This is a genomic window from Pseudomonas sp. FSL R10-2189 (assembly GCF_009600325.1).
GTDB classification, from domain to species: domain Bacteria; phylum Pseudomonadota; class Gammaproteobacteria; order Pseudomonadales; family Pseudomonadaceae; genus Aquipseudomonas; species Aquipseudomonas helleri.
On sequence record NZ_WIVZ01000049.1, the window covers coordinates 1 to 25,411 of the forward strand.

At 59.9% G+C, this 25,411-nt stretch carries 25 protein-coding genes; 10 read left to right on the forward strand and 15 right to left on the reverse strand.

Annotation, left to right across the window (positions count from 1 at the left end):
* Positions 1-73 precede the first annotated feature (73 nt).
* Positions 74-502 (reverse strand): prepilin peptidase, encoded by a 429-nt coding sequence (locus GHO32_RS23790; protein ID WP_372239838.1) that lies wholly within the window; start codon positions 500-502, stop codon positions 74-76.
* 70 nt (positions 503-572) lie between these two features.
* On the opposite strand from GHO32_RS23790, the gene GHO32_RS23795 reads away from it, so the two are divergent.
* Positions 573-1,013 carry a TadE/TadG family type IV pilus assembly protein gene (locus GHO32_RS23795; RefSeq protein WP_153338194.1) on the forward strand — a complete coding sequence of 147 codons (441 nt, stop codon included), beginning with the start codon at positions 573-575 and terminating at the stop codon, positions 1,011-1,013.
* Complete coding sequence (locus GHO32_RS23800; protein WP_153336410.1) at positions 1,010-3,745, forward strand: PAS domain-containing sensor histidine kinase; 2,736 nt, start codon at positions 1,010-1,012, stop codon at positions 3,743-3,745. Before GHO32_RS23795 ends, GHO32_RS23800 begins: the two co-directional genes overlap by 4 nt.
* On the opposite strand, the gene GHO32_RS23805 is transcribed toward GHO32_RS23800, so the two are convergent.
* From GHO32_RS23805 to GHO32_RS23835, 7 genes are all read right to left on the reverse strand, one after another.
* Entirely contained in the window at positions 3,742-5,685 is a 1,944-nt protein-coding gene (locus tag GHO32_RS23805) for a pilus assembly protein TadG-related protein (RefSeq protein WP_153336409.1), read from the reverse strand. The genes GHO32_RS23800 and GHO32_RS23805 overlap by 4 nt on opposite strands.
* Before the next feature lie 233 nt (positions 5,686-5,918).
* Entirely contained in the window at positions 5,919-6,518 is a 600-nt protein-coding gene (locus GHO32_RS23810; RefSeq protein WP_123751245.1) for a DUF4136 domain-containing protein, read from the reverse strand.
* A gap of 27 nt (positions 6,519-6,545) precedes the next feature.
* Positions 6,546-7,160 carry a DUF4136 domain-containing protein gene (locus tag GHO32_RS23815; RefSeq protein ID WP_048390317.1) on the reverse strand — a complete coding sequence of 205 codons (615 nt, stop codon included), beginning with the start codon at positions 7,158-7,160 and terminating at the stop codon, positions 6,546-6,548.
* Positions 7,161-7,181: 21 nt separating this feature from the next.
* Complete coding sequence (locus GHO32_RS23820; protein WP_153336408.1) at positions 7,182-7,931, reverse strand: methyltransferase domain-containing protein; 750 nt, start codon at positions 7,929-7,931, stop codon at positions 7,182-7,184.
* Complete coding sequence (locus GHO32_RS23825) at positions 7,928-8,233, reverse strand: nucleotide pyrophosphohydrolase (RefSeq protein WP_153336407.1); 306 nt, start codon at positions 8,231-8,233, stop codon at positions 7,928-7,930. The genes GHO32_RS23820 and GHO32_RS23825 overlap by 4 nt, the downstream gene beginning before the upstream one ends.
* Positions 8,234-8,396: 163 nt before the next feature.
* Entirely contained in the window at positions 8,397-9,251 is an 855-nt protein-coding gene (locus tag GHO32_RS23830; protein WP_153336406.1) for a MaoC/PaaZ C-terminal domain-containing protein, read from the reverse strand.
* Positions 9,252-9,254: 3 nt separating this feature from the next.
* Complete coding sequence (locus tag GHO32_RS23835) at positions 9,255-10,607, reverse strand: 3-oxoacyl-ACP reductase (RefSeq protein ID WP_153338195.1); 1,353 nt, start codon at positions 10,605-10,607, stop codon at positions 9,255-9,257.
* A 122-nt stretch (positions 10,608-10,729) separates the two neighbouring features.
* Between GHO32_RS23835 and GHO32_RS23840 the strand changes: the two genes are divergently transcribed.
* Positions 10,730-12,007 (forward strand): acetyl-CoA C-acetyltransferase, encoded by a 1,278-nt coding sequence (locus tag GHO32_RS23840; RefSeq protein ID WP_153336324.1) that lies wholly within the window; start codon positions 10,730-10,732, stop codon positions 12,005-12,007.
* 103 nt (positions 12,008-12,110) lie between these two features.
* Here the strand turns inward: GHO32_RS23840 and GHO32_RS23845 are convergent, their stop codons facing one another.
* Complete coding sequence (locus GHO32_RS23845; protein ID WP_153336325.1) at positions 12,111-13,139, reverse strand: bile acid:sodium symporter family protein; 1,029 nt, start codon at positions 13,137-13,139, stop codon at positions 12,111-12,113.
* Positions 13,140-13,221: 82 nt separating this feature from the next.
* Between GHO32_RS23845 and GHO32_RS23850 the strand changes: the two genes are divergently transcribed.
* Positions 13,222-14,013 carry a helix-turn-helix domain-containing protein gene (locus GHO32_RS23850; RefSeq protein ID WP_153336326.1) on the forward strand — a complete coding sequence of 264 codons (792 nt, stop codon included), beginning with the start codon at positions 13,222-13,224 and terminating at the stop codon, positions 14,011-14,013.
* Between the two features lie 253 nt (positions 14,014-14,266).
* The gene (locus GHO32_RS23855; protein WP_048366470.1) at positions 14,267-15,160 is read left to right on the forward strand and encodes a PA4780 family RIO1-like protein kinase; all 894 of its coding nucleotides are present in this window, start codon (positions 14,267-14,269) and stop codon (positions 15,158-15,160) included.
* A gap of 51 nt (positions 15,161-15,211) precedes the next feature.
* Here the strand turns inward: GHO32_RS23855 and GHO32_RS23860 are convergent, their stop codons facing one another.
* A complete protein-coding gene (locus GHO32_RS23860; protein WP_153336327.1) occupies positions 15,212-16,075 on the reverse strand; it encodes an MBL fold metallo-hydrolase in 864 nt (287 codons plus the stop codon).
* A 93-nt stretch (positions 16,076-16,168) separates the two neighbouring features.
* Between GHO32_RS23860 and GHO32_RS23865 the strand changes: the two genes are divergently transcribed.
* From GHO32_RS23865 to GHO32_RS23875, 3 genes are all read left to right on the forward strand, one after another.
* Positions 16,169-16,498, forward strand: coding sequence for a helix-turn-helix transcriptional regulator (locus GHO32_RS23865; RefSeq protein WP_048366468.1), 330 nt, complete (start codon positions 16,169-16,171; stop codon positions 16,496-16,498).
* Positions 16,499-16,567: 69 nt separating this feature from the next.
* On the forward strand, positions 16,568-18,133 hold the full coding sequence (locus GHO32_RS23870) for a bifunctional protein tyrosine phosphatase family protein/NAD(P)/FAD-dependent oxidoreductase (protein WP_153336328.1): 1,566 nt from the start codon (positions 16,568-16,570) through the stop codon (positions 18,131-18,133).
* Positions 18,134-18,141: 8 nt separating this feature from the next.
* Positions 18,142-18,942: a sulfite exporter TauE/SafE family protein gene (locus GHO32_RS23875; RefSeq protein ID WP_153336329.1), complete on the forward strand. Its 801-nt coding sequence runs from the start codon at positions 18,142-18,144 to the stop codon at positions 18,940-18,942.
* Between the two features lie 136 nt (positions 18,943-19,078).
* Here GHO32_RS23875 and cueR read toward each other — a convergent pair whose 3' ends face one another.
* The 3 genes from cueR to GHO32_RS23890 form a co-directional block, all read right to left on the reverse strand.
* Positions 19,079-19,483 carry a Cu(I)-responsive transcriptional regulator gene (gene cueR / locus GHO32_RS23880; protein WP_153336330.1) on the reverse strand — a complete coding sequence of 135 codons (405 nt, stop codon included), beginning with the start codon at positions 19,481-19,483 and terminating at the stop codon, positions 19,079-19,081.
* Positions 19,484-19,496: 13 nt separating this feature from the next.
* The gene (locus tag GHO32_RS23885; protein ID WP_371924528.1) at positions 19,497-21,884 is read right to left on the reverse strand and encodes a heavy metal translocating P-type ATPase; all 2,388 of its coding nucleotides are present in this window, start codon (positions 21,882-21,884) and stop codon (positions 19,497-19,499) included.
* Between the two features lie 96 nt (positions 21,885-21,980).
* Complete coding sequence (locus GHO32_RS23890) at positions 21,981-22,361, reverse strand: hypothetical protein (RefSeq protein ID WP_048366465.1); 381 nt, start codon at positions 22,359-22,361, stop codon at positions 21,981-21,983.
* Between the two features lie 146 nt (positions 22,362-22,507).
* Between GHO32_RS23890 and GHO32_RS23895 the strand changes: the two genes are divergently transcribed.
* Entirely contained in the window at positions 22,508-22,708 is a 201-nt protein-coding gene (locus GHO32_RS23895; protein WP_153336332.1) for a heavy-metal-associated domain-containing protein, read from the forward strand.
* 158 nt (positions 22,709-22,866) lie between these two features.
* On the forward strand, positions 22,867-24,063 hold the full coding sequence (locus tag GHO32_RS23900) for a multidrug effflux MFS transporter (RefSeq protein ID WP_048366463.1): 1,197 nt from the start codon (positions 22,867-22,869) through the stop codon (positions 24,061-24,063).
* 1 nt (position 24,064) lies between these two features.
* Here GHO32_RS23900 and GHO32_RS26535 read toward each other — a convergent pair whose 3' ends face one another.
* Complete coding sequence (locus GHO32_RS26535) at positions 24,065-24,235, reverse strand: hypothetical protein (protein WP_164488133.1); 171 nt, start codon at positions 24,233-24,235, stop codon at positions 24,065-24,067.
* A gap of 121 nt (positions 24,236-24,356) precedes the next feature.
* Complete coding sequence (locus GHO32_RS23905) at positions 24,357-25,370, reverse strand: zinc-binding alcohol dehydrogenase family protein (protein WP_153336333.1); 1,014 nt, start codon at positions 25,368-25,370, stop codon at positions 24,357-24,359.
* Between the last annotated feature and the right edge of the window lie 41 nt (positions 25,371-25,411).

Here is a 25,411-nt window from a genome sequence, read left to right on the forward strand (position 1 = left end):
CGAGCAGTGAAGCAGCGCCCAGCAAAATATCCGACCCGAAAATAAAAATGCCAGTCAGCTTAACTGACTGGCATTAGGCGAAGGGCAGTTTTTTTGACGCGCCTTTGATGTTTTCGCCGGGGGGATGGGTAAGACGTTGATTCAATAGAGGGAGCACTTTTGGCGCGAGCCAAAACCACAGCCCTGCGCTAAGACCTGCGCCAATAAACGTGCCCAGCAGTATCGGACGATCGGTTGCCAGTGCGAGTGCCATCAACAGTTTTACATCGCCAGCGCCCAGTTTGTTCAGGGCATAGCCGGGCAAGGTCAGGACCAAAGCAATCAACAGGGCCCAGCCGCCTTCAGCCGCGCTGGCGCCCAGCCAGGTGGTGCCGGTCCAGAGCAGGTACACCAACGCCAGGGCTGCGGCACCAAACGTCAGGCTGTTGGCGATGTGGCGCTGGTAAAGGTCTTGGGCGGCGCAGGCGGCAAACCAAATGAATAAAACCGCTAAATGGATCACGTATTCCCGTCCCTTTTCTTCGAATGATTCTATGCTGATATCACGGTGAATTGTCAGGGTAGACGCAGTCATGAAAGTTGACCTTCCCCACTCACAAAAAGGCGCGGCGGCGATTGAGTTCGCCCTGGTTTTTGTGATCTTTTTCTCAGTTCTGTATGGCGTGCTCAGCTACAGCTTTCCGCTGCTGCTGATGCAGTCTTTTAACCAATCGACGGCCGAGGCGGTGCGCCGCAGCATGGCGGTGGACCCGACGCTGGCGACCGCAGATTACAAGGCCAAGGTCGAATCGGTGGCCAAGGGCGTGCTGGACCAGCAACTGGGCTGGATGCCCACGGCGATGACCACCAACATCAGTAAAACCGCGGTGTACAGCGCGGGGGTATTGACCGTGACCGTTAGCCTCCCGGCCGCCACCCTCAACAGCATCTTGCCGGTGCTTAAACTGCCGGGCGGCATCACGGTGCCGAGCCTGCCAGACACCTTGTCGGCTCAGTCGAGCCTGCAGTTTTGAACCTGGGTGGCAAGCCGTTTGGGCGTTTCTCGGGCCGCGCTCAAGACCCTTTGCCGGAACACCGTACCGCGCAACCCGGCAAGGACACAGCCTTGCACTTGTTGCTCGACCATCAGGGGCGGGTGCTGGAGGTGCACGGCGCTCAGCGTTTCGGTGTGCAGCCGGTCAGCTGCGCAGACGCCCGGCATTTGCTGCTCGACTATTTGGTGCCGGGCAGCACCCAGGCCCTTGAAGGGGCCCCGGCCGATTGGTTGGGGCACAGCCTTGATCTGGACTTCCAATGCGCTGATGGTTCTGTGCTGTACACCCGCGGTTGGGTTCAGCCACACGCTGAGGGCTGGTTGTTGCAGTTGCTGGACATCAGCGACCTGCGGCGCGAAGGGCAGCAGGCCCACAACCGTGAGCTGTGCATGCAACTGAGCCTGAGCCTGGCCCGGCAATTGCGCTTATGCAGCCTGGCGCGTTTGCCTGAGGTGACGCAGGAGTCGTTGCAACGCATCGGCGAGCAATGGCAGGTGCCGTGCATCGCCCTGGCGCTGCGTGATGAAGGGCAGCCGGACTGGAGCCTCTTTAGTGTTTATCAGGCGCCCGGCGCAGCGCACTTGTGGGAGGAGGGGCAAAGCCTGGGCAGTGCGCTGGACAGCCTCAGTGGTTCGCGTCATTCAGGCCAGGCCGCTGCCAACGAGCAACCGTTTCAATTTCGCAACCTGCTGGGCGCGACCGATGGCTTGTGCATGCCTTATCACGATCAGCGCGGGCTGTGCGCCTGGCTGTTGTTGGGGTTTGCTACGCGCCCTGCACTGATGAGAGAGAGTGATTGGTCGCACGTGTGCGCCGCGTTGGCCGGGCCTTTGCTGGAGCGCTTGCGCGAGCAGCAACAGGCTGAGCACCGCGAGCGTGTGCAAGCGCTGGAAGGTTTATTGGGCACGGGCTGGTGGGAGTGGTCGCCGGCCACCGAGCAGGTGCAGTTGGCCCCGCAATTGGCCGAAAACCTGTCGGCCCCCCACACGCCCTTAACCTGCAAAGCCTGGCTGGCGCTGTTTCATCCGGCCGATCGCGATGAGCTCAGTATTCGTTTTGATGAGCTGATTGAACATGGCAAAGACCTGATGGTGGTTGCGCGTCTGGACCTGCCGCAGAACGCGGGGCCGACCCCGTGGTATCGGATTCAGGGGCAAGCGGTCGGCACGGGCAGCCAGCGGCGTATCGTCGGTTTTATGCTGGATGTCAGCGAAATCAAACGTCAGCAACTGCAAGCGACGGCCGCCCATGCGCGGCTGGACAACCTGATCGCCAGTTCACCGGCGGTGATTTATGTGCAGCGCTATGAGAAAGGAGCGTTAGTGCCCGCCTTTTTTAGCGCCAGCCTGCAACCGTTACTCGGTTGGACGTTGGCCGAGAGCCAGGGGGCCGGGCTGATCGAGTGGATTCACCCTGACGATCGCGAGCACTACTTTGACCGTACCCGCCAACTGCTGCGCTTTGGCAGCGCCCGGCGTCGGTATCGCCTGCGCGATAGCAAGGGCAACTACCACTGGTTGCTGGACGAGGCCAAATTATTGCGCGATGACCTTGGGCTGCCGATCGAGGCGGTGGGGTTGTGGCTGGATGTGACCGAAGCCACCGAGACCACTGAACGGGTCAAGCGCAGTGAAGAGCGTTATCGGGTGCTGGTCGAAGACTCGCCCGCGATGATTTGCCGTTATCTGCCAGACCTGACCCTGACCTTTGGTAACCAGCCGCTGGCGGCGTACCTGGAGTGCACCCCGCAGGCATTGCCGGGGGTGAATCTGGGCAGTTGGTTGTCGACCGAGCAGCGCGCGGAGTTTATGCAGCGCATTGCCCAGTTAACCCCGCAACACCCGGTGAGCACTGCCGAAATCAGCTTGCAACTGCCGGGGCATGAGTACGCCTGGTGGGTGTGGTCGGACCGGGGCGTGTTTGATGCCCAGGGCCAGTTGCTCGAAGTGCAGGCCGTGGGCCGGGACAATACCGACGTGCGTCGCTCGCAACAGCAAATGACCCAAAGCGCCAAAATGGCCACCTTGGGTGAAATGGCCACGGGCCTTGCCCACGAAATCAATCAGCCATTGAACGTCATGCGCATGGCCATCGCCAACGTGCTCAAGCGCGTGAGCAACGGCGATGTGGAGCACGACTACCTGCAAGACAAACTCACCCGCATCGATGCCCAGATCCAGCGGGCGGCGCGGGTGGTTGACCACATGCGCGTGTTCGGCCGACGTTCAGAAGTCGAGCAACAAGCCTTCAACCCGGCGCAAGCGCTGGAAGGCGCCTTGGCTTTGTTGTGCGAAGGCTTGCGCGGCAAAGGCATTGAGTTGCGTACTGAGTGCTTGAGCGATGCGTTGCAGGTGCGCGGCCACGTCGACCAATTGGAACAAGTGCTGATCAACCTGTTGATCAACGCCCGCGATGCACTGATGAGCAAGCGCGAAACCGACCCGGACTTCACCCCCTGGATCGCCTTGACCGCAGGCGCGAGTGACAGCAGCGTGCGTGTGACGGTGGAAGACAATGCGGGCGGCATCGACCCGCGCCTGCTGGAACGGATCTTCGAGCCCTTCTTCACCACCAAACCAGTCGGCCTGGGCACAGGGCTGGGGTTGTCCGTGAGCTACGGGATTATCGACAACATGGGCGGCCGGTTAAGTGTCAGCAACACCGGGCACGGGGCCCGGTTTTGTGTGGAATTGCCGGTGGTTGAAGGTTAGAGCACGAGTTGGGCGGGGCCACCCTGGCCGCAGGAGAGGTTAGCGTCGACTTCGGTGGCCATCAGGTTAACGCCCAACAGTGACAGCAGGTTATTGAGTAGTGGGTCGAGTAGAGGACTTAAAACTCCAGTAATGAGTCCGGATGCGAGGTTTACAATCGCCAGAAGCGTTGCATTAACAGTATTCGTTAACCCCGTCGCGAGTGCGCTCAAAATGCCTGTGCCGTCTACAGGGGCATAAAGTTTGATCGGTACATTGCTGATAGTACTTCTTAGGCTATCTACGATATTCGTAGTGGGGCTGGCAGATTTAGCCATCGGAGGTTGTTTAAGGTTAGGTGGAACCGAGTTTGTGGCAGCCGAATAAATTAAGGTGCTGGGCGTTTTAGCAATTGGCAGTGTGGCCATGAGTGCAATCCCGCCACCCCCATAGTCTTTGTAGACACACCCCAAGAGACCGCAGTTTTTACTGATGATATTTACGATGGGCAAAGGGGTGACAGTTACCGGATTTGAAGAAGAAAATGCTTTGCTGGCATCGATGCTTCCGATATTCAGGTTGGCTAATACGGTATTGGCCTGGACCGTCAGACTTTTGCTGCCAGAGGTCCCGGAGGGGCAGGTATACCCGGTCACCAAAGCATCTGCTCCACCGCTATCCAAGTTGATGCTGAGAATCAATGGAGGAGGCAATATCTTAATGTCGAATGTGGTTCCGCACAGTCCCAACCCGCAGATCAGTCCTTGAAGAAGGCCGGTAATACCTGAAAGCAGGTCTGTGACTAAATTCAAAAGCGCACTGACAGTATTGAGAATGGGGAGCTCGATAGTGATCAGTGATCTCACTTGAGCGGTACGGACATAAATTCTATCCGTGGCCGGGTTACCTATAGCCGAGAACTGGGGTGGCTCAATCACCTTGACGGTAGTCGTCACTTTTGCAAGGCCAAGAACGTTGATGGGAAGGCTAACAGCCACTGCGTTATTTTTATTGGCAATTTGAATGGCAGCCTGAATAAGAGAGAACAAATTCAAGTCTGTATCCAAACCCGCAGATGATGTGCCTGTTTGTAGTTTTAAAAGGTCACCAACTTTTAAAGGGGGGTTGTTGATGGCGGCTACTTGCAGGTTGGCTAGCGCAGTCTGAACATCAAGTGTTGCGCCGTTAAGCGTGGCAACGGACGCTGCTGCTTTTATGAGCTGGGTGACAGTAACGTTTGTATTAAGCAAGGTTGTGTAATCGCCTGCGTTGACACCCAAGTTAATTGCCAGTTGATTCAAATATTGCAGCAAGTTTATGTTGGCTTTGGCTAAACCATCCCAGCCAACTGCCGAGATGGAAACATTTCCACCCAACAAGCCTGAGAATAGATTATTGAGCAGTGGAGACTGCGAGGTATTTACCGTGGCCAAGGTGGTGCGAATACTGATTTGTGCCAACGTTGGTCCCGGCCTACTCCCTACCGCACTCGCCGTCAACTTCGTGGTCGTCGACAACGTCCCCTTGCTCACCAAATCCCACACCCCACCGGCAATGCTGGTAGGGATGGTGTTAGTGGCAATTACGCGGATAGCGTCGCTTTTGCTGGGGTCGAGCTGGAAGGTGCGCAGTTGGTTGACGGTGACCAGGGTGCCGCAGGTGGCGTTCAGGGTTTGCTGGGTGCCAGCCGGGACGAAGCTGTTGCGGGCGGCGCTTTGGGTGGCGTACAGCGTGGCGGTCGACGGGGTGGCAGCACAACTTCCGCCCCGGCTAACGGCCTCAAGCACCGCCATGTCCGCAACCCGTTGCAGCTTGCGTTGTTCAAGGTAGAGGCGGCCGCCGTCGACCACCAGCAACATAAAGATCAGCACCATCCCCAGCGTCAGTGCCGCCATTAAACCAATCGCCCCGTGTTGTTGGCGGGGGCCGTTGAAATACGCACGACGGAAGGGGGGAGACATTGAGCACTCCTGATACTGGAACACTGTCCAGTGCTTCGCTCTAAAGTTTTAGCGAGTGTAGTCAAGAAGTGATCAGGATGCTGGCCAGTTGCACACTTTATAAGCTCCAAGAGTGCAACTAATGAGAACTGTTGGATGAAAGGTTGTAAAGGGAGAAGAGTAGGGCCAACTCACTTACTAAAGTATTAATACTTCGCAGTTATATACTTTGTTAGTGAGTTGGCTTGATTTAATTAACGCCCTGGCTTGGGTGGGTAATTACTCATGATTTCAGTGACTGCCTTGGAAATCGCCGCGCTACGCTCTGCAGGCGTGGCATCTTCGTCGACGACTTTTTCGGCGTTGCCACGCCAGACCAGTTTGCCGTCTTTGGCGTCAATCAGGTCCACCTGCAAGGTGCCCACTTGGTAGACGATATTGCGGGTTTCGGCGTATGCCGGTGCGCCCCAATAGTTGCCGCCCCAATAACCACCCCATGGCCCTGCCCAAGGTCCACCCCAAGGGCCGCCGTCATAGCTGTAGTTGGTGACCTGTTCCTGGCGATTGGCCACGACCATGTAGGTTTGTACCCACAGGTCGGGTTTGGCGCCGGGCGCTGCCTGGGTCAGACCGCGCTGATCCAGCTGGCTGCTCAGGGCCATGACCACGCGTTGTGCTGTCAGGCCGTTTTTAACCATCGGGGTATCGGGTAAAAATTGCACGGCCGGGTCTTTCCAGGCCCACGTCTTGAACTGCGCAAAATTGACCGCCGGGTTGTAGTCATGGGTGACCTGCAGGCTGTTGCACGCGCTAAGCAGCAGGGCCAGTCCCAGTAAAGCAATGCGTCCTAACATGGTGAGTCTCCGCTTAAACAAACAGTTTTAATGGGGAGGATAAGCCTGCACTGCCTTGTTCAGTGATTCGCGCAGGGCGTCACTGCGTTCGCTCAGGCTGCCTTTACTACTGGTTTCTGCACTTGAACTCCAGACCGGCTGACCTGTTTTTCCGTCATACAGATTGAGCCGTACAACCATCACTTCGACTTCATAGGTGCGTACAACCGGTACGCTGTTGTACATGCCGTACTGGTTGCCATAGCGACCGTAACGGTCGCCGTACATGCCGCCATAACCATAGTCGTCCTGAACCTGGCGCAAGCGTTTTTCTGTGTGTAAATCTGCACTCACCCACAAATCAGCGGGGTGGCCAGGTTGTGCAGGGCGCAATCCGCGCTGATCGAGGGCATTACTGACCGCTTCGGCAATTTGTGCGGAATCCGCCCAGGCCGACCCTGCTGGCAGTTGGTTATTGCGCCAGGCCCAGCTTTGATAGCGGCCGTAGTCCCGTGGCGGCGCCGGGTAGGCGCTCAAGTCCAGGGTGTTGGCCGCTTGCGGCGGGGCCGGCGGGATGGGCATCGAACTGGCGGTATACGGGTTGGGGCTCTGGCACGCAGCCAATCCCAGACTTACAGCGAGCAAGGCAACGCGGCGATACATCATCATCTCCCCATGCGGGTGTTAAACCGGGCGGCATACCCAATGCAGATAACGTCCCAGCCCGGCGAAGGCAGGATGGCGACGGTGGGCCAGCTCCATTTCGACCAGCGCTTCAAGGTCGGCGCGGGCTTGAAACTCCACTGGCATGTAGTCGTGAAACACCCGCACGCCACTTTGGCTTTGCACCTGCCACAGACCTTCAAGGGCGCAGGCCAGTTCTCGCGGGTCGAGCGGTTCTTGCGGGGTAAGGCTTTGCTTTTCACCGGCCAGGGTGTTCTTGCGCATTTTGCGGAAGTGGCCTTTGAGCAAGTTGCGGTAAATCAGGGCGTCGCGGTTATAAAACGCCAGCGACAGCCAACCTTCTTTGGCGGTCAGTTGGTGCAACACCGGCAAGATTGTGTGGGGCTCGGCCAGCCATTCAAGCACGGCATGGCAGATCACCAGGTCGTAGGGCTCGGTCAGTTGCCCAAGCAGCTCTTGCCACGGCGCCTGAATAAAGGTGCCGGTCTGGCCTGCAGCAGCAAAGCGCTCGCGTGCGCCTTCGAGCATCGGTGCGGCCGGTTCGGCGAGCGTCACGTCATGCCCGCGCTCAGCCAGCCACAGCGACATGTGGCCCAGACCGGCGCCGATATCCAGTACCCGCAACGGACGCTGAGGCAGCGCCTCTTCAAGGTCGGCCTGCAGCACTGCCAGACGAATCGCGCCCTTGGCCCCGCCGTAGATTTTTTCAGCAAACCGGGTGGCCAGTTGATCGAAATGACGGTCACTCATTTGCTGAAACGCCTTTCATTGTCGGCCAGTTTGCTGCGCACCACTTGATCCATGTCCAGCCCCAACTCACTGCATAACAGCAACAGGTACAGCACGATGTCCCCGACTTCCTGCCCGGCGTGGGCCAGTTTTTCGGCGGATAATTGGCGTGATTGGTCTTCGCTGAGCCACTGGAAAATTTCCACCAGTTCGGACATTTCGACACTGGCCGCCATGGCCAGGTTTTTCGGGCTGTGAAATTGCTTCCAGTCGTTGTTATCGCGGATGCGGTGCATGCGCTGAGTGAGTTCTTCGAGGTTCATCGCGGGTGGGTTCTCCAGAAGGAGCAAAGCTTGCGACTGAATGCAGATTGGTGCAAGTGAAAGGCATGAGCAAAAAGCGCAAACCCCGTGTAGGAGCGAGCTTGCCTCGCGATCTTTTAAACCCTCAAAAGATCGCGAGGCGCCAGCTTCTACAGGTTGATGTTCAGCTGATGGGGCGCCACTGGCCAATCAAATGCAGCAGATCCCCGTGCCCGTTGAGCTGGAAGTCGCCGCTTGAGCCCGCATCGCTGCTCAGCAAAATGACTTCGCTGGGCAATCGCACCGGCTTTTTGAACGCCACGCTGATCTCGACATTGGCCGCTGGCAGGTGCGCGTTTAGGGCTGCCAGCGCACGTGCCTTGAGCCACAGGCCATGGGCGATGGCGCTGGGCAGGCCGAACAGTTTGGCGCTGGCGGCGCTGAGGTGGATGGGGTTGTAGTCGCCCGAGACCCTGGCATAGCGGCGACCGATATTCGACGGCGCATACCAGCGGGTCAGTTCGGTCAAGGCGATGGGGCTGAAGGTCGGGGTTGCTGGCACTTCGCCGGGCAAGTCGACGCCTTTGCACAGCAGTGTGCTTTCAGCTTCCCAGAGTGGCCCGAGTTGATCGTCGACTTGTGTCACGACGTCAAAGGTGGCGCCCTTGGGGTGTTTTTGCAGGTTGTGCACAAACACGCCGATGCGCAGCCGGGTCACACCGCCCATGGGCCGCAAGACCCGGATCCGGTTGGTCAGGTGTATCAGCCCCAGCAGCGGGAAGGGGAAGTTTTTGTCGGTCAGTAACTGCATTTGCAGGCCGAACGCCAACACATGCGGGTAGGTCGGCGGCAATAACGGGCTGGGTGCAATCGCGCAGACGTCACGAAAGGCCGCCAGCGCCTGGTTATCGATGTCGACCCAGCAGCGCAAGCCTTGCTCCGGCAGGGTGCTACCGGTGATTTTGCGTTTGGCCGCCGCTTGCGCATACAGCGCGGGCAAGTGCGGCGGGGCACTGAGATCGAGCCAATGCACGGTCATGATTCAGGCCCCCAAGGCGCTTTGCCCGCAGACCCGCAACGCTTGCCCGCTGACGGCGCCCGAGCCCGGCTGGCTGAGCCAGGCCACGGCTTCGGCGACGTCTTGTGGCAGACCGCCCTGGCCCAGTGAACTCATGCGCCGCCCGGCTTCGCGCAGGGCAAACGGAATATGCGCGGTCATTTGGGTTTCGATAAAGCCCGGCGCAACGGCGTTGATGCTGATACCGCGCTCGCCCAGCAGCGGCGCCCAAGCCTGGGCCAGGCCAATCAGCCCGGCCTTGCTGGCGGCGTAGTTGGTTTGCCCGCGGTTACCGGCGATACCGCTGATGGACGCAAGCAGAATCACCCGGCCGTTATCGCGCAAGGTGCCGCTGTCCAGCAGGGCTTTGGTCAGCACTTGCGGCGCGTTGAGGTTGACCGCGAGCACCGCATCCCAATATTCGGGCGTCATGTTGGCCAAGGTTTTGTCGCGGGTGATGCCGGCGTTGTGCACCACGATGTCGATGCCGTCCGGCAGGTGTTCGACCAACTGCGCGGGGGCGTCTGCGGCGCAAATGTCCAGGGCCACGCTGCGCCCGCCCAGGCGGGCGGCCAGTGCATCGAGATCGGTTTTGGCTGAAGGCACGTCGAGCAACACCACCTCGGCGCCGTCGCGGGCCAGGGTTTCGGCAATCGACGCGCCAATGCCCCGCGCCGCGCCGGTGACCAAGGCTTTACGCCCGGCCAGTGGCCGCGTCCAGTCCGGCACCTGCGTGGCGCATGGGCTCAGGCGCAACACCTGGCCGCTGACAAAGGCACTTTTGGGTGAGAGGAAAAAGCGCAACGCGCCTTCTAGTTGGTCTTCAGCCCCTTCGCCGACATACAGCAGTTGCAAGGTGCCGCCGTTGCGCAGCTCTTTGGCCAATGAGCGGGCAAAGCCTTCAAGGGCGCGTTGGGCGCTGGCGGCAAACGGATCGCGTTGGGTTTCGGGGGTACGGCCAAGGATCACGATATGCGCGCTGGGCGCCAGGCTGCGCAACAGTGGCTGGAAGAACTCTCGCAATTGTTTGAGCTGGTCGGTGTGCAGCAGTTCGCTGGCATCGAACACCACGGCCTTGAGCTTGGGCCCCTGGCCGGGTATCCACGGGTTGGCCGACCATTCGCCGGGGCCGTAGGCAAATACAGCATCGGTGAGTTTTTGCGCAAAAGCCCCGACCGTCGCGGCCATTGCGCCGCCCCCCAATAACAATGCGCCTTCAACCGGGCGCAGGCGGCCCGCTTGCCAGCGTTCCAGTCGTACCGGTGACGGCAGACCCAATGCACCGACCACGCGGTGGCCGATGGATGAGTTGGCAAAGTCGATATAACGGTCTGACATGGAACACTCTCCGACAGATGGGGTTCAAAGGGTTGACCACAAACACGTCATGGTCGTTCGTTATCAGCGATAAGACCTACGCTTGTAACGATCAATGGCTTTGAAAGAATAGGGAACATCTTATGAATTTGCGTCGAGTAGCCATTATTGGCGGTAATCGAATTCCATTTGCCCGCGCTAACGGAGCGTACGCGACGGCCAGCAATCAGACGATGTTGACCGCTGCGCTGGAGGGGCTGATTGAGCGCTACAACCTGCACGGGTTGCGCATGGGCGAAGTGGTGGCCGGGGCGGTGCTCAAGGATTCCAGGGACTTCAGCCTGACCCGCGAGTGCGTGCTGGGCTCACGCCTGTCGCCACAAACCCCCGCCTATGACCTGCAACAAGCCTGCGGCACCGGCCTGGAAGCGGCGTTGCTGGTGGCCAATAAAATTGCCCTTGGGCAGATTGACTGTGCGATTGCCGGGGGTGTCGACAGCGCCTCGGACGTGCCGATTGGCCTGAATGACGGCCTGCGCAAATGGCTGTTGCAGCTCAACCGCACCAAGGCGCCGCTGGACAAGGTCAAAGCCTTGCTGCAATTGCGCCCGAGCTTTTTGAAACCGGCCTTCCCGCGCAATGGCGAGCCGCGCACCGGCTTGTCCATGGGCCAGCACTGCGAGTTGATGGCGCAAACCTGGCATATCCCCCGGGACGAGCAGGATGCCTTGGCCTTGCACAGCCATCAGGCGTTGTCGGCGGCGTATCACGAGGGCTGGGAAGACGATTTGCTCACCCCGTTTCAGGGGCTGCGCCGCGACAATAACCTGCGCCCCGAGCTGACTCTGGAGAAGCTGGCCGCGCTAAAACCGGTGTTCGAGCGCAGCGCCAAAGGTACTTTGACGGCGGGTAACTCGACGCCACTGACTGATGGCGCCTCGGTGGTGTTGCTGGCGAGTGAAGAGTGGGCCAAGGCGCGGGGGTTGCCGGTGTTGGCTTACCTGCGCGATGGCGAAACGGCTGCGGTGGATTTCGTACATGGGGCCGAAGGTTTACTGATGGCGCCGGTGTATGCGGTCCCACGACTGCTGGCGCGCAATGGCCTGACCTTGCAGGACTTTGATTACTACGAGATTCATGAAGCGTTTGCCGCCCAGGTGCTGTGCACCTTGAAGGCGTGGGAAGACGCCGAATACTGCCGGACAAGGCTGGGGCTGGAGGCGCCGCTGGGGTCCATTGACCGCAGCAAGCTGAACGTCAAAGGCAGTTCGCTGGCCGTAGGGCATCCGTTTGCCGCGACGGGTGGGCGCATCGTCACCAACCTGTCCAAGTTGCTGGCTACGGCCGGGCAGGGCCGAGGGTTGATCTCGATCTGCGCCGCCGGTGGGCAGGGTGTGACAGCGATTCTTGAGGGGGACTGATGTGTGTGGGAGCGGGCTTGCTCGCGATTGTATCGACACGGGTTAATTCAAAGACCGCGTTGTCTGCATCGCGAGCAAGCCCGCTCCCACAAGAAGTTGATGCTTAGCTGGCGGCCATCGCCGTGGCGTTTTGTTCGGCCTTTTCTCGCTGATTGCGGCTGGCGTAGCTTTCAGCCATTACCGAGCAGACGATCAGTTGCAGCGGGTGGTAGATCATGATCGGCAGCAAAATCAGGCCAAGGCCGGGGTTGGCGCCGAAGATCAGCGCAGCCATCGGGGCGCCCGCCGCCAGTGATTTTTTGCTGGCGCAGAACACCGCGGCGATTTCATCGGCGGTGCTGAATTTCAAGGCGCGCGCAGTGCGGGTGGTCAGCCACAGGATGATGGCGAGCAAGATCGCGCTGCCAACCAGGGCGCTGAAGATCACCGAGGTGCCTTGCTGTTGCCACATGCCCGAGACCATCGAGTTGCAGAACGCTGCGTACACCAGCAGCAAGATCACCACTTTGTCGCAGATATTGGTGTAGCGCTTGTGACGGGCGAAAAAGCGTCCGAACAGCGGGCGCACCAGTTGCCCAAGCACCAACGGCAGCAACAGCATGGCGCACAGATCGAGCAGGGTTGAGCCCAGATCGATACCTCCCGAGCCGCTGCCGACCACAAAGCTCACCAGCAATGGCGTGAGAAATATCCCCAGTACGCTCGACAGGCTGGCGTTGAGAATCGCCGCAGGCACGTTGCCGCCCGCGCTGCCGGTGAGGGCCACTGACGAGGAAATGGTCGAAGGCAGGGCGCACAGGTAGAAGAACCCCAGCATCAGTAGCGGCGGAATGTGTGCGCCCAGCAGTGTGTTGGCGACCACCCAGATCAGCGGGAAGACGATAAAGGTGAAGCCCTGAACCATGAAGTGCAGGCGGATGTTTTTCAGGCCGTGGCGGATTTGTTCGCTGGACAGGTTGACCCCGTGCAGGAAGAACACCAGGAACACGCCGATGTTGATCACCACTTCCGCGTGCATGCCGCCGCCAGTGCTGCCGAACGTCGGGAAGACGTAGGCGAGTAAAGTCGCCAGTAACATGCCGCACAGAAACCAGTCTGTGAACAAGCGTTTGAGGTGTTTGAACACAGGCATCGTGGGCACCAGAGCATTGTAAGAATTGATGACTTAGCCTAACGTCGGGTTTATCTGACGTCTTGCGACATAAGGTCAACCAATGCCGCCAAACGGACAACGTGGTGCCGAACGCGCCATTCCTGCGCTTAAAACCTTGCCTCGGCCGCTGTACGCGCGCGCCGAGAGTTTGGGGGCGGGCTCGTGGACGCCGCGCCATCGACATGATTGGGTGCAGTTTTCGTATGCCATCAGTGGCGTGCTGGGTGTGCACACCGACGAAGGCAGTTTTTATGCGCCGCCGCAGTGGGGCATCTGGATCCCGGCCGGGCTGGAGCATGAGGTGGTGACCTCGATGCGCGCCGAGATGCGCAGCCTGTACGTGCGCCGTGAGGATTGCCTGTGGGCACCCGAACATTGCCGGGTATTGGAGGTGACACCGCTGGCGCGTGAGCTGATCAAACGTTTTTGCGCCTTGCCGGTGGAGTATCCACAAGGCGGCAGCCCTGAAGAACGTTTGGTGCAGGTGTTGCTTGATCAACTGGCGGGCCTGAACCAGGTGGGTTTTTCGCTGCCACTGCCGCGTCATGCGCGGTTGTTGGCGCTGTGCAATGAGCTGATCGAAAACCCGGAGGCTGAAGTGACCCTCAGCCTGTGGGCCGAGCGCTTGGGCACGTCGGAAAAAACCCTGATGCGGTTGTTTGACCGGGAAACCGGCATGAGTTTTCGCAGTTGGCGCCAGCGCATGCGCTTGCTGTCGTCCCTGCGGGTGCTGGAGGAGGGCGGCAGCGTGACCCTGGCGGCGTTGTCGTGTGGTTATGAATCCACGTCGGCCTTTATTGCCGCCTTTAAAAAAATGTTTGGCTTCACGCCCGGCGAGTTATTCCGACAGTGATCGGGCTATTTTCGGAAACGCCCTGCATACATTTTGCTCGGCTCTAGTAGGGTGCGCGCTTAATCAACGGGATTAGTCGATGCCCGATGGTTGGCGCTCGTCTATTATCCAGAGCGGCTAACGTCGGGATTTTTGGCACATGGCGTGCCTACAAGCGACTCTTGCACGGTCCCCCTCTCCCCGTAGTGAGTGGATTGCCGTATAACGAGTGACATTCGCGTGTTTGGTAACAAAGGACCCACAATAAAAGCTGATGAAGACTCCAAAACGCTTAGAACCCCTGATCGAGGACGGTCTGATCGACGAGGTGCTGCGCCCACTCATGAGTGGCAAAGAAGCAGCTGTTTATGTGGTCCGCTGCGGCAAAGAGCTGCGATGCGCCAAGGTTTACAAGGAGGCTAACAAACGAAGTTTCCGGCAGGCCGCTGAATATCAGGAGGGTCGCAAGGTTCGCAACAGCCGTCAGGCCCGAGCGATGGCCAAGGGCTCGAAGTACGGTCGTAAAGAAACCGAAGACGCCTGGCAGAACGCCGAAGTAGCCGCGCTGTTCCGGCTGGCGGGCGCCGGTGTACGGGTGCCCAAGCCGTTCGACTTCCTCGAAGGCGTGCTGCTGATGGAACTGGTGGCCGATGAATACGGCGACGCGGCACCGCGCTTGAATGATGTGGTGCTGGAGCCGGATCAGGCGCGCGAATACCACGCGTACCTGATTTCACAGATCGTGCTGATGCTCTGCACGGGGCTGGTTCACGGTGACTTGTCTGAGTTCAACGTGTTGCTGACGCCAACCGGCCCGGTGATTATCGACTTGCCACAAGCGGTGGATGCAGCGGGTAACAACCACGCGTTCAACATGCTGGAGCGTGACGTGGGCAACATGGCTTTGTACTTCGGGCGCTTTGCGCCGGAGTTGAAGAAGACCCGCTACGCCAAGGAAATGTGGGCGCTTTACGAAGCGGGCACCCTGCAGCCCACCAGCGTGTTGACTGGCGAGTTTGATGAGCCGGAAGAGCTGGCGGATGTCGGCGGTGTAATCCGCGAGATCGAAGCGGCCCGTCTGGACGAAGAACGTCGTCAAGCGGTACGAGCCGCAGATGATGCGCCACCGAGCAAAGCCGAAGAGCCGCCTCCGCCGTGGATGCAGTGATTCGATGATTAAAAAATCCGGCTTCGGCCGGATTTTTTATGCCTGCCATTTTTAAAACCGGTTGAGCGGGATTTTCAGGCTGCGCAGGCCGCTTTCATCGGCGGGCGGCAGGTTGCCGGCGCGGATGTTGACCTGGATGGCCGGGATCAACAGGGCCGGTACGCCCAAGGTGGCGTCGCGGGTGGTGCGCATGTCGACAAAGTCGGCCAGCGGCACGCTGTCGTTCACGTGGATGTTGCGTGCCCGCTGCTCGCCCACCGTGGTCGACCACGAGGCTTCGCGTCCGGCGGGCGGGTAGTCGTGGCACATCAACAGTCGGGTATCGGCCGGCAAACTCAGCAGGCGCTTGATGGAGTGATACAACTGCTGCGCATCGCCCCCGGGAAAGTCGCAACGCGCGGTGCCGACATCCGGCATGAACAAGGTGTCACCTACAAAGATGCTGTGGTCTTCCAGTTGGTAGGCCATGTCGGCTGGCGTGTGCCCCGGTACGTGGAGCGCGCGCACCTGCAGGCGGCCAATGTGGAACACCTCGTCCGGCTCGAATAAATGGTCGAATTGCGAGCCGTCGAGTCTGAACTCAGGCTCCAGGTTGTAGATATCGCGAAACACGCCCTGGACTTGGGTAATCGCCGAACCAATGCCTATTTGCCCGCCGAGCTTTTGCTTGAGGTAGGCGCTGGCTGACAAATGATCCGCGTGGGCGTGGGTCTCCAGTAACCACTGCACTTTGAGGCCGTGGGCTTCTACAAACCGGATGATGCTGTCGGCGCTGTCGGTACTGATGCGCCCGGCAGCGGCGTTGTAGTCGAGCACCGGGTCGATGATGGCGCACTCGCTACCGTCTGCTTCGTACACCACGTAGCTCACGGTTGAGGTGTTGGGGTCGTAGAAACCTTGAATGTCGGCGTGCATGAAGGGCCTCGCGTGAATCAAAAGATATTTCAATATATTGAAACATATATTATCGAGACGTAGACTGTCGACCATTACGTCACGGAGCTCTCCATGTCTGCCCAACTCACCAGTGAAGAGATCGGCCTTCTGCGCGATTCTGCGTCCAAAGCCTGCACCCTTCTCAAAGCCCTTGCCAATGAAGACCGGCTGCTGTTGCTGTGCCAGCTGACGCAAGGCGAACGTAATGTCGGTGAGCTTGAAGACCTGACCGGGATCCGCCAGCCCACCCTGTCGCAACAGCTCGGCGTGTTGCGCGATGAAGGCATGGTCAACACCCGCCGCATGGGGAAATATATTTACTACTCCCTCGCCAGTTTCGAAGTGGTGTCTGTGATGCAAACGTTGTCGGGTCTGTATTGCGGTCAAGCGCTGAAGAAGTGATGCGGGCCGTTGCCTGCGACGTTCACCGCCCCCTTATTCCATTCATTTTTGTTGTGCCTGGAGTGCCCAATGGAGCAAAACATCAAGCGAATCGACGCCACGTTCTCGGTGTCTGGCCAGCTCGCGCCGTCTGACCTCCAAGCCTTGCCCGCGCTGGGTTTTCGCAGTGTGGTGTGCAACCGTCCCGATCATGAAGGCGGCCCCGAGCAACCCGAGCACGGCGCCATGCAGCAGGCCGCCGAGGCGTTGGGGCTGCGTTTTGCTTATTTGCCGGTGCAGACCACCGGAGCAACCGCGGAGCAGGCGCAACAACTGCGCGAGTTGCTGGCTGAGTTGCCCAAGCCGGTGTTGGCGTTTTGCCGCACGGGCAATCGGTCTTCAAAACTCTATGAGGCCGCGACCCAAGGCGCCCGTGAAGTGCGCCAGTTTGATGTGGTTGTGGTGGGCGGCGGCTCGGCCGGGCTGTCGGTGACGGCAAGCTTGTTGAAGCGCGACGCGTCTTTGCGTATCGCCGTGATCGAACCCAATACCGAGCACTACTATCAGCCCGCGTGGACCCTCGTGGGCGGCGGTGCCTACGACGTGCGAGACACGGTGCGGCCCACCGGCGAGGTGATGCCCAAAGGGGCGCAGTGGGTGAAGGCGTCGCTGTGTGCGTTTGCACCGCAGCGCAAGGTGGTGCTGCTCAGTGACGGCACAGAGTTGGGTTATCAGCAGTTGATTGTGTGCCCTGGCTTACAACTGGCCTGGGAGAAAATCGAAGGTCTGGAAGACACCCTCGGCAAACATGGCGTAACGTCCAATTACCGGCATGATCTGGCGCCCTACACCTGGGAGCTGGTGCGCTCGCTGCGCGGCGGCAAGGCGCTGTTCACGCAACCGGGGATGCCGATCAAGTGTGCCGGTGCGCCGCAAAAAGCGATGTATCTGTCGTGTGATTACTGGCGCAAGCAGGGCGTGCTGGCGTCGGTTTCGGTGGAGTTCAACCTGGCGGGTGCGGCGTTGTTTGGCGTCCCGACTTTTGTCCCGCCGTTGATGAAATACGTGGAAGCCTACAAGGCGCAATTGGCGTTCCAGTCCAATCTGGTCAAGGTTGACGGCCCGAACAAGACCGCCTGGTTTGATGTGACCGGTGCCGACGGGCAGGTCACGCGGGTCGAGAAGCGCTTCGACATGCTGCATGTCGTGCCGCCGCAACAAGCGCCTGACGTAATCCGTCGCAGCGAACTGGCCGACAAGGCGGGCTGGTTTGAAACCGACCCGGCCACCTTGCAGCATCCGCGCTACCCCGAGATTTTTGCGGCGGGCGATGTGTGCGGCACCACCAATGCCAAAACGGCGGCGGCAGCGCGCAAGCAAGTCGTGGTGGTGGCGGACAACCTGATTGCCCTGCGCCAGGGCCGTGCATTGCCCAAGCGTTATGACGGTTATGGCTCGTGCCCGCTGACGGTCGAAAAAGGCAAAGTGATTCTGGCCGAGTTCGGTTATGGCGGAAAACTCCTGCCTACCTTTCCGATGGATCCTACCGTGCCAAGACAGTCTGCCTGGTTCCTGAAGGCAACGTTACTGCCCTGGTTCTACTGGCAAGGGATGCTCAAAGGGCGTGAATGGTTTACTGACTGCAAGCCGGACTGAGTTCAACCATGCTGATTATGATCTTGGGCGCGCTGGTGGGCTTGCTGTTGGGGCTGACCGGCGCGGGCGGCGGTATTTTGGCCATCCCGGCGTTGACCCTGGGCGTGGGCTGGACGCTGGTTGAGGCCACGCCCGTTGCGTTATTGGCGGTGGGTGTAGCGGCGTTGGTGGGCGCCATAGACGGGTTGCGCAAAGGCTTGGTGCGCTACAAGGCGGCCGCGCTGATGGCCGGTGCCGGCTGGCTGGCGTCACCGTTGGGGCTGCACTTGGCCAAGCTGCTGCCTGGTGCGGCACTGATGGCCTTGTTTGGTGGCGTGATGGTGTTTGTTTCTGCGCGCATGTTTTTGAAAGCCCGGGCGGGCTGCCCGTCTGATGAAGACATGGAGCATAAAAACTGCCAGCTCAACCCGACTACCGGGCACTTGAAGTGGGACCTGCGCTGCGCCACCACGTTGGCGTCGATCGGGGCCTCGGCGGGGTTGTTGACCGGGTTGCTGGGGGTTGGCGGTGGTTTTTTGATCGTCCCGGCGTTTCGCAAGTTCAGTGATGTGCCAATGCACGGGATTGTCGCCACGTCGCTGATGGTGGTGGCGCTGGTGTCTTTGGGCACCTTGGGGCATCTGGTGTATCAGGGCTTTAGCCTGTCGGAACAGGGCGTGCTGTTTATCAGCGCGACGCTGGCGGGGATGATCATCGGCCGCGTGCTGGCGCCGAAGGTTTCGGGCCAGCGGATGCAACAGGGGTTTGCGGTGCTGTGTGCGGTGGTCAGCGTGTTGATGATCGGCAAAGTGTTGATGATGGTGCTGTGAGCCTTCGATCCCTCCCTTTTGTAGCCGCTGACGAGGCACGAAGGCTGCGATCGGCGGCGAAGCCGTCGTAAAAATGCGAGCGCTGCGCACTCGATCGCAGCCTTCGTGCCTCGGCAGCGACTACAGGTTTAAAGGGTTATGAGGTGCAGCACGCCCCCGACTCCAGGTCTTTGAGGATCGGGCAGTCGGGCCGGTGGTCGCCCTGGCAGCTTTCGACCAGCACCTGCAAGGTGTCACGCAGGCTGCTCAGTTCAACAATCTTTTGATTCAACGCCTCGATGTGTTGGCGCGCCAGGGCTTTTACGTCGCCGCTGGCGCGCTGGCGGTCTTGCCATAAGGTCAGCAGTTTGCCGACCTCTTCCAGTGAAAACCCCAGATCCCGCGAGCGCTTGATAAACGCCAGTGTGTGCAGGTCGTCGTCGCTGTACAGGCGATAGCCGCTGTCGCTGCGGTGGGCGGGTTTGAGCAAGCCAATGGACTCGTAGTAACGAATCATTTTGGCGCTCAGGCCGCTGTGCTTGGCGGCCTGGCCGATATTCATGACAGTTGCCTCCTCATTCCAGGTCGTCGGGTTTCCAGAACTTCAGTAACAGTGCGTTGCTGACCACGCTGACGCTGGAGAATGCCATGGCCGCGCCCGCCAGTACCGGGTTGAGGAAGCCAAAGGCGGCCAGCGGAATGCCGATCACGTTGTAGACAAACGCCCAGAACAGGTTCTGACGGATTTTTGCATAGGTTTTACGGCTGATGTCCAGGGCGGCGGGCACCAGTCGCGGGTCGCCGCGCATCAGGGTAATGCCTGCGGCCTGCATGGCCACGTCGGTGCCGCCGCCCATGGCGATACCAATATCGGCAGCGGCCAGTGCCGGGGCGTCGTTGATACCGTCGCCGACCATTGCCACCACGCCGGTTTTTTTCAGTTCGGCCACCGTGGCTGCCTTATCGGCGGGCAAGACTTCGGCGTGCACGTCGGTAATGCCCAACGCTTGGGCGACCACACGGGCGCTGCCGCGGTTGTCGCCGGTCAGCAAGTGGCTGCTGATGTGACGTGCGCTGAGTTGCTGGATCGCGGACTGCGCGCCGGTTTTAAGGGTGTCACCAAAGGCAAACAGGCCGAGCACGCGGGACTCCGGGCTTTGTTCGATGAGCCACGACAGGGTGCGGCCTTCGTTCTCCCAAGCGGTTGCGGAGTCTGCCAGCGAACCTGGAGTGAGACCGGTTTCGTCGAGTAGGCGGCGATTGCCCAAGGCCAGGCGGCGGCCTTCGAGTGTGCCGGCGATGCCGCGCCCGGTCAGGGACTGGCTGTCTGCTACATCCGGCACGTTTAACTGCCGTGCGGCGCAGGCATCCAGTACGGCCTTGGCCAAGGGGTGTTCGCTGCCGCGTTGCAGGGCGCCTGCGGCTTGCAACAAGTGGGCTTCGTCACCGTCCAGTGCCTCCAGGTGGGCGATTTGCGGGGTACCGGAGGTGAGGGTGCCGGTTTTGTCGAAGACCACGGCGCTGACTTCGTGTGCACGCTCTAGCGCTTCGGCGTCTTTGATCAAGATCCCGAAGCGGGCGGCCACACCGGTCCCGGCCATGATCGCCGTGGGTGTCGCCAACCCCAGCGCACACGGGCAAGCGATAACCAGCACAGCCACGGCGTTGATCAGGGCCGTTTCAATGGGGGCGCCGTAGAGCCACCAGCCGAGCAGAGTAGCGAGGGCGATCAAGAGCACCACCGGGACGAACACCTGGCTGACTTTATCCACCAGTTTCTGGATCGGCGCTTTACCGGCCTGCGCGTCTTCGACCAGGCGAATGATGCGTGCGAGGACGGTTTCGGTGCCCAAGGCCAAGGTTTTGATCACCAGACGACCTTCGCCATTGATCGCGCCGCCGGTGACTTTATCCCCAGGCTGTTTCGGCACGGGCAGGCTTTCGCCGCTGATCAAGGCTTCGTCGGCGTGGCTTTGGCCTTCGACCACTTCGCCATCCACCGGAAAACGCTCGCCGGGTTTGACCAGCACCAGGTCGTTGAGGCGCAGGTCGCTGATGGCGACGTCTTGTTCCTGGCCATCGACCACGCGCAGGGCGCGCTCCGGGCGCAGGGCTTCAAGGGCACGAATGGCGCTGGCGGTCTGGCGTTTGGCGCGGCTTTCGAGGTATTTGCCCAGCAGTACCAGCGCGATAACCACGGCCGAGGCTTCGAAGTACAGGTGCGGTGTGGTGCCGGGCGCGGCGATGGCCCATTCGTAGAGGCTCAGGCCGTAGCCCGCGCTGGTGCCGAGGGCGACCAGCAGGTCCATGTTGCCGGCGCCTGCTTTGACGGCTTTCCAGGCGGCACGATAAAAGCGTGCGCCCAACACAAATTGCACCGGGGTGGCGAGTACGAACTGTGCCCACGCGGGCAGCATCCAGTGAATCCCCAATGGCATCAGCAGCATCGGCAGAACCAGCGGTAACGCCAGGACAATTGCCAGCACCAACGCCCAGCGTTCGCGCTGCAAGCGCTTTTGCTGATCGTCCTGCACGGCCTGCGGGTCGTTTGCCTGGTGCAGGCTGGCCGAATAGCCAGCCTGGTTAACCGCGTCGATCAGTCGGGCCGGGTCGACGTGCCCCAGCAGTTCAACGTGGGCCCGCTCGTTGGCCAGGTTAACGCTGACACGCTCGACGCCAGGGACTTTGCTGAGGGCTTTTTCGACGCGCCCTGAGCAGGACGCGCAGGTCATGCCGCCCACGTCCAGCTCCAGGCTGTGAGCTGGAACGCTGTAACCCGCTTGCTGCACGGCATCGACCAGTGCCGCCAGGCTGTCGGCCGGGGCCTGGATACGCGCCTGCTCAGTGGCCAGGTTGACGCTGACGCTTTCAACCCCCGGCACTTTGGCCAAGGCTTTTTCCACGCGGCCGGCGCAACTGGCACAGGTCATACCGTCAATCGGCAGATCGAATTGGGTGGGCACGAGCAGTCCTCCTCAAGAAGTTATCTGTCCATAGAATCGACCTTGACCCCGTGGCAAGGTCAAGGCCACTGCTGTGGGTTATTTCGTGGCGTGTGGTCAGTATTCCAACTTGGCGGGTTTGAGGTACATGCCGTCCTTGCCCAGCGCGATCCGGTATTTGCGTACATCGCCGGCTTTAAGCGTGAACTGCTGCGCAGGTGGCACCAGCATACCGGGCAAGCACCCCGGCGCCTGACCGGGCAGCAGCTTGAGGCGAATGCCGACATTGCCGGCGGGCAAATTGAAAGACAGCGCCTGCTCTTGAAACAATCGCCCGGCCAATTGATCGTCGATGTACACCCCGACTTCGCAACTGGTGGGGACTTCGAGGCGTTCGCGAGAAATGATCAAAACGCCGTAGTCTTGATCGGCATTGGCCCACAGCGGCAAGGCGGCCAGGGTTAAAAAACTGACTAGGCTCAAAGCGGACCCGCGCATGGCTCGGTACCTTGTTTTTAAATCAGAAGGCATTCAGCTTGGCCGAGCCAAGGTCAGATTGCCAGTGCACTCATGCAACGAGGGGCTTGACCTTGCCACGATGGCAAGGTGGATGCTGTGGCCATCTCAACCAAAGGAGGCATGTCATGCAAACGTTTACAGTGGATGGAATGACCTGTGGTGGCTGTGTTCGCGGTGTGACCAACGCGATTCAGCGCCTTGATCCGCAGTCCACAGTCGAAGTGGATCTGAAGACCAAAACGGTGAAGGTCGAGAGTAAGCTGGACGCAAAAGACATCGTCGGCGCGATTGAAGGTGCCGGTTTTGATGTGCCAGCCACGGCTTGATGTAAAAGGCCTCGCGATCTTTTAAACGATCAAAAGATCGCGAGGCAAGCTCGCTCCTACAGGGGTTTTATTAGATAGCTCGCTAACTTAATGTTCATCGTCTGCAACCACAGCTAGACTGTCGTACCGCGCTAACCGCAGTACGATTTGGACAACTGATGAACGTTAGAACTCTCCTGATTCTCGGCGCGCTCAGCGCTTTTGGTCCCTTGGCGATCGATTTCTACTTGCCTGGGTTCCCGGCGATGGCGCTAGCCTTTGCCACCGATGAAACGCACATCCAGTTGACCCTTGCGGTGTATTTCCTGGGCTTGTCCATCGGCCAACTGGCGTACGGCCCGCTGGCTGACCGCTTCGGTCGTCGTGTGCCGCTGTTGGTGGGTGTTGGCCTGTTTACCTTGGGTTCTTTGGCCTGCGCGGTTGCGCCCACGCTCGAGTGGCTGATTGGTGCTCGTTTTGTCCAGGCGCTGGGCGGGTGTGCGGGGATGGTGTTGTCGCGTGCGATTGTCAGTGACAAGTGCGATGCGGTGGGCTCGGCCAAGGTGTTCTCGCAGCTCATGCTGGTGATGGGCCTGGCGCCGATTTTGGCGCCGATGCTCGGCGGCCTGCTGGTTAACGTCTACGGCTGGCAGTCGATCTTTATCGCGCTGACCGGCTTCAGTGCACTGGCCGCCCTGGCGGTGGCATTGGGGTTGCCGGAAAGCCTGCCAGCCAACGTGCCGCGCCAACCATTGTCGGGTGCGCTGCGCCAATACGGGCGTTTGCTCAAGGATCGTGAGTTCCTGGGGCATGCCCTGACGGGGGGGATCGCAATGGCCGGGATGTTTGCCTACATTGCGGGCTCACCTTTCGTCTTTATCAAACTGTATGGCGTGCCTGCAGAACACTATGGCTGGTTGTTCGGCAGTAACGCGGCGGGCTTTATTTTGGTGGCGCAAGTGAACGCCCGGTTGCTGGCCAAGCGCCAACCGGCCTTTTTGCTGGCGCGTACGGTGTGGGTTTATCTGGCGGCAGGTGTGGCATTGCTGGGCATTAGCGCCCTGCACACCGAGCAACTGTGGCCGTTGTTGATTCCGCTGTTTATCTGCATCGCCAGTCTGGGCTGCATCATCCCCAACGCCTCGGCGTGTGCCATGAACGGGCAGGGCGCGCGGGCAGGCAGTGCTTCGGCGATGCTGGGCTTTTTGCAGTTCAGTGTGGCCGCCGGTGCGGCGTCACTCGTGGGTGTTTTGCATGATGGCACGGCAATGCCAATGGCGATGGTGATCACCTTGTGCGGGGTGTTGGCCGTGACGATCGGCATGGCGACCCGCCGTGTGTATCAGGCGCGGATCGCCGCCGAGGAAACAGTCTGAATCACACTGCCATGGGTTCGGGCAATTTGTGCGGGGCCTGCAAGCGCGATTTCAACGTATCCACAAAGGCTTTGGCCTCAGCCTTTGTGCGAAAGTTAACGGCTTGCTGGTCGATTTGAACCTGCCATTGGCAGTCAGGAGATTTTGCTAACGCCTTTATCAGGATTTTCATTGCTGGCCTCCTTTGGTTGGCAAAGGCGGCCAGTGTATGCCTGAAAGCGCCGCAAAATATGACAGGCATCAAGTCTCTGACTGACGGTTAAAAATTGACCGTTTTAGTCCCCTTGCTGTGATCAGAACCCTTCAAGCACGATTTTGCCTTTGGCCTTGCCGCTTTCCAGCAGCGCGTGTGCGCGGCGCAGGTTGGCGGCGTTGATGGTGCCAAAGTGTTCGCCTACGGTGGTGCGCAAAGTGCCCGCGTCGATCAAGTCGGCTACCCGGTTGAGCAGGGTGTGTTGCGCAATCATGTCCGGGGTTTCGAACAGTGAGCGGGTGTACATGAACTCCCAGTGCAGCGACAGGCTCTTGCGTTTGAGCTTGGCGATGTCGAAGGTTTTCGGGTCGTCGATCAAGGCGAACTTGCCTTGTGGGGCGAGGGCTTCGACCAGTTGATCGAGGTGCTGGTCGGTCTGCGTCAGGCTGGCGACGTGGGTTACCGCGTCGACGCCCTGAGCTTTGAGTGCTTCGCTCAATGGCTGGGTGTGGTCGATGACCACATCGGCGCCCAGTCCGCGAACCCAGGCTTGGGTCTCGGGGCGTGATGCAGTACCGATCACCTTGAGGGCGGTCAACTGGCTGGCCAGTTGGGTCAGGATCGAGCCGACCCCGCCTGCTGCGCCGACAATCAACAGGCTTTGCTGCTCATCGGTTTTGCCTTCTTTAATAGCCAGGCGTTCGAACAACAATTCCCAGGCGGTAATGGCGGTCAGCGGCAGTGCAGCGGCTTCAGCAAAACCCAGGCTTTTTGGCATGTGCCCGACAATTCGCTCATCGACCACGTGCAGCTCGCTGTTGCCGCCCGCCCGGGCGATAGATCCGGCGTAGAACACGTTGTCACCGACCTTGAACAGGCTGACGTCACTGCCGATCGCCTTGACCACCCCGGCCACGTCCCAACCCAGCACCTTGGCGGCACCGCCCTCCGGCTGTGCGTTTTGGCGAACCTTGGTGTCCACCGGGTTAACCGAGATGGCTTTGACTTCGACCAACACGTCACGCGGGCCGACTACTGGTTCGGGCAGTTCGATGTCTTGCAGGGCGTTAGGGTCCTGGATCGGCAGCGACTGGTAATAGGCGATAGCTTTCATGGGGCATGTCCTGACAATGAGTACGAAAAGTGAATCGATGA

What these genes read in the sequence shown, in the direction of transcription:
- GHO32_RS23795 (WP_153338194.1), top strand. Translation starts at nt 573, where the DNA reads ATGAAAGTTGACCTTCCCCACTCACAAAAAGGCGCGGCGGCGATTGAG.
- GHO32_RS23840 (WP_153336324.1), top strand. Translation starts at nt 10,730, where the DNA reads ATGAATTTGCGTCGAGTAGCCATTATTGGCGGTAATCGAATTCCATTT.
- GHO32_RS23845 (WP_153336325.1), bottom strand. Translation starts at nt 13,139, where the DNA reads ATGCCTGTGTTCAAACACCTCAAACGCTTGTTCACAGACTGGTTTCTG.
- GHO32_RS23855 (WP_048366470.1), top strand. Translation starts at nt 14,267, where the DNA reads ATGAAGACTCCAAAACGCTTAGAACCCCTGATCGAGGACGGTCTGATC.
- GHO32_RS23905 (WP_153336333.1), bottom strand. Translation starts at nt 25,370, where the DNA reads ATGAAAGCTATCGCCTATTACCAGTCGCTGCCGATCCAGGACCCTAAC.
- GHO32_RS23835 (WP_153338195.1), bottom strand. Translation starts at nt 10,607, where the DNA reads ATGTCAGACCGTTATATCGACTTTGCCAACTCATCCATCGGCCACCGC.
- GHO32_RS23865 (WP_048366468.1), top strand. Translation starts at nt 16,169, where the DNA reads ATGTCTGCCCAACTCACCAGTGAAGAGATCGGCCTTCTGCGCGATTCT.
- GHO32_RS23810 (WP_123751245.1), bottom strand. Translation starts at nt 6,518, where the DNA reads ATGTTAGGACGCATTGCTTTACTGGGACTGGCCCTGCTGCTTAGCGCG.
- GHO32_RS23860 (WP_153336327.1), bottom strand. Translation starts at nt 16,075, where the DNA reads ATGCACGCCGACATTCAAGGTTTCTACGACCCCAACACCTCAACCGTG.
- GHO32_RS23850 (WP_153336326.1), top strand. Translation starts at nt 13,222, where the DNA reads ATGCCGCCAAACGGACAACGTGGTGCCGAACGCGCCATTCCTGCGCTT.
- GHO32_RS23830 (WP_153336406.1), bottom strand. Translation starts at nt 9,251, where the DNA reads ATGACCGTGCATTGGCTCGATCTCAGTGCCCCGCCGCACTTGCCCGCG.
- GHO32_RS23870 (WP_153336328.1), top strand. Translation starts at nt 16,568, where the DNA reads ATGGAGCAAAACATCAAGCGAATCGACGCCACGTTCTCGGTGTCTGGC.
- cueR (WP_153336330.1), bottom strand. Translation starts at nt 19,483, where the DNA reads ATGAATATCGGCCAGGCCGCCAAGCACAGCGGCCTGAGCGCCAAAATG.
- GHO32_RS23875 (WP_153336329.1), top strand. Translation starts at nt 18,142, where the DNA reads ATGCTGATTATGATCTTGGGCGCGCTGGTGGGCTTGCTGTTGGGGCTG.
- GHO32_RS26535 (WP_164488133.1), bottom strand. Translation starts at nt 24,235, where the DNA reads ATGAAAATCCTGATAAAGGCGTTAGCAAAATCTCCTGACTGCCAATGG.
- GHO32_RS23820 (WP_153336408.1), bottom strand. Translation starts at nt 7,931, where the DNA reads ATGAGTGACCGTCATTTCGATCAACTGGCCACCCGGTTTGCTGAAAAA.
- GHO32_RS23900 (WP_048366463.1), top strand. Translation starts at nt 22,867, where the DNA reads ATGAACGTTAGAACTCTCCTGATTCTCGGCGCGCTCAGCGCTTTTGGT.
- GHO32_RS23815 (WP_048390317.1), bottom strand. Translation starts at nt 7,160, where the DNA reads ATGTATCGCCGCGTTGCCTTGCTCGCTGTAAGTCTGGGATTGGCTGCG.
- GHO32_RS23890 (WP_048366465.1), bottom strand. Translation starts at nt 22,361, where the DNA reads ATGCGCGGGTCCGCTTTGAGCCTAGTCAGTTTTTTAACCCTGGCCGCC.
- GHO32_RS23895 (WP_153336332.1), top strand. Translation starts at nt 22,508, where the DNA reads ATGCAAACGTTTACAGTGGATGGAATGACCTGTGGTGGCTGTGTTCGC.
- GHO32_RS23805 (WP_153336409.1), bottom strand. Translation starts at nt 5,685, where the DNA reads ATGTCTCCCCCCTTCCGTCGTGCGTATTTCAACGGCCCCCGCCAACAA.
- GHO32_RS23825 (WP_153336407.1), bottom strand. Translation starts at nt 8,233, where the DNA reads ATGAACCTCGAAGAACTCACTCAGCGCATGCACCGCATCCGCGATAAC.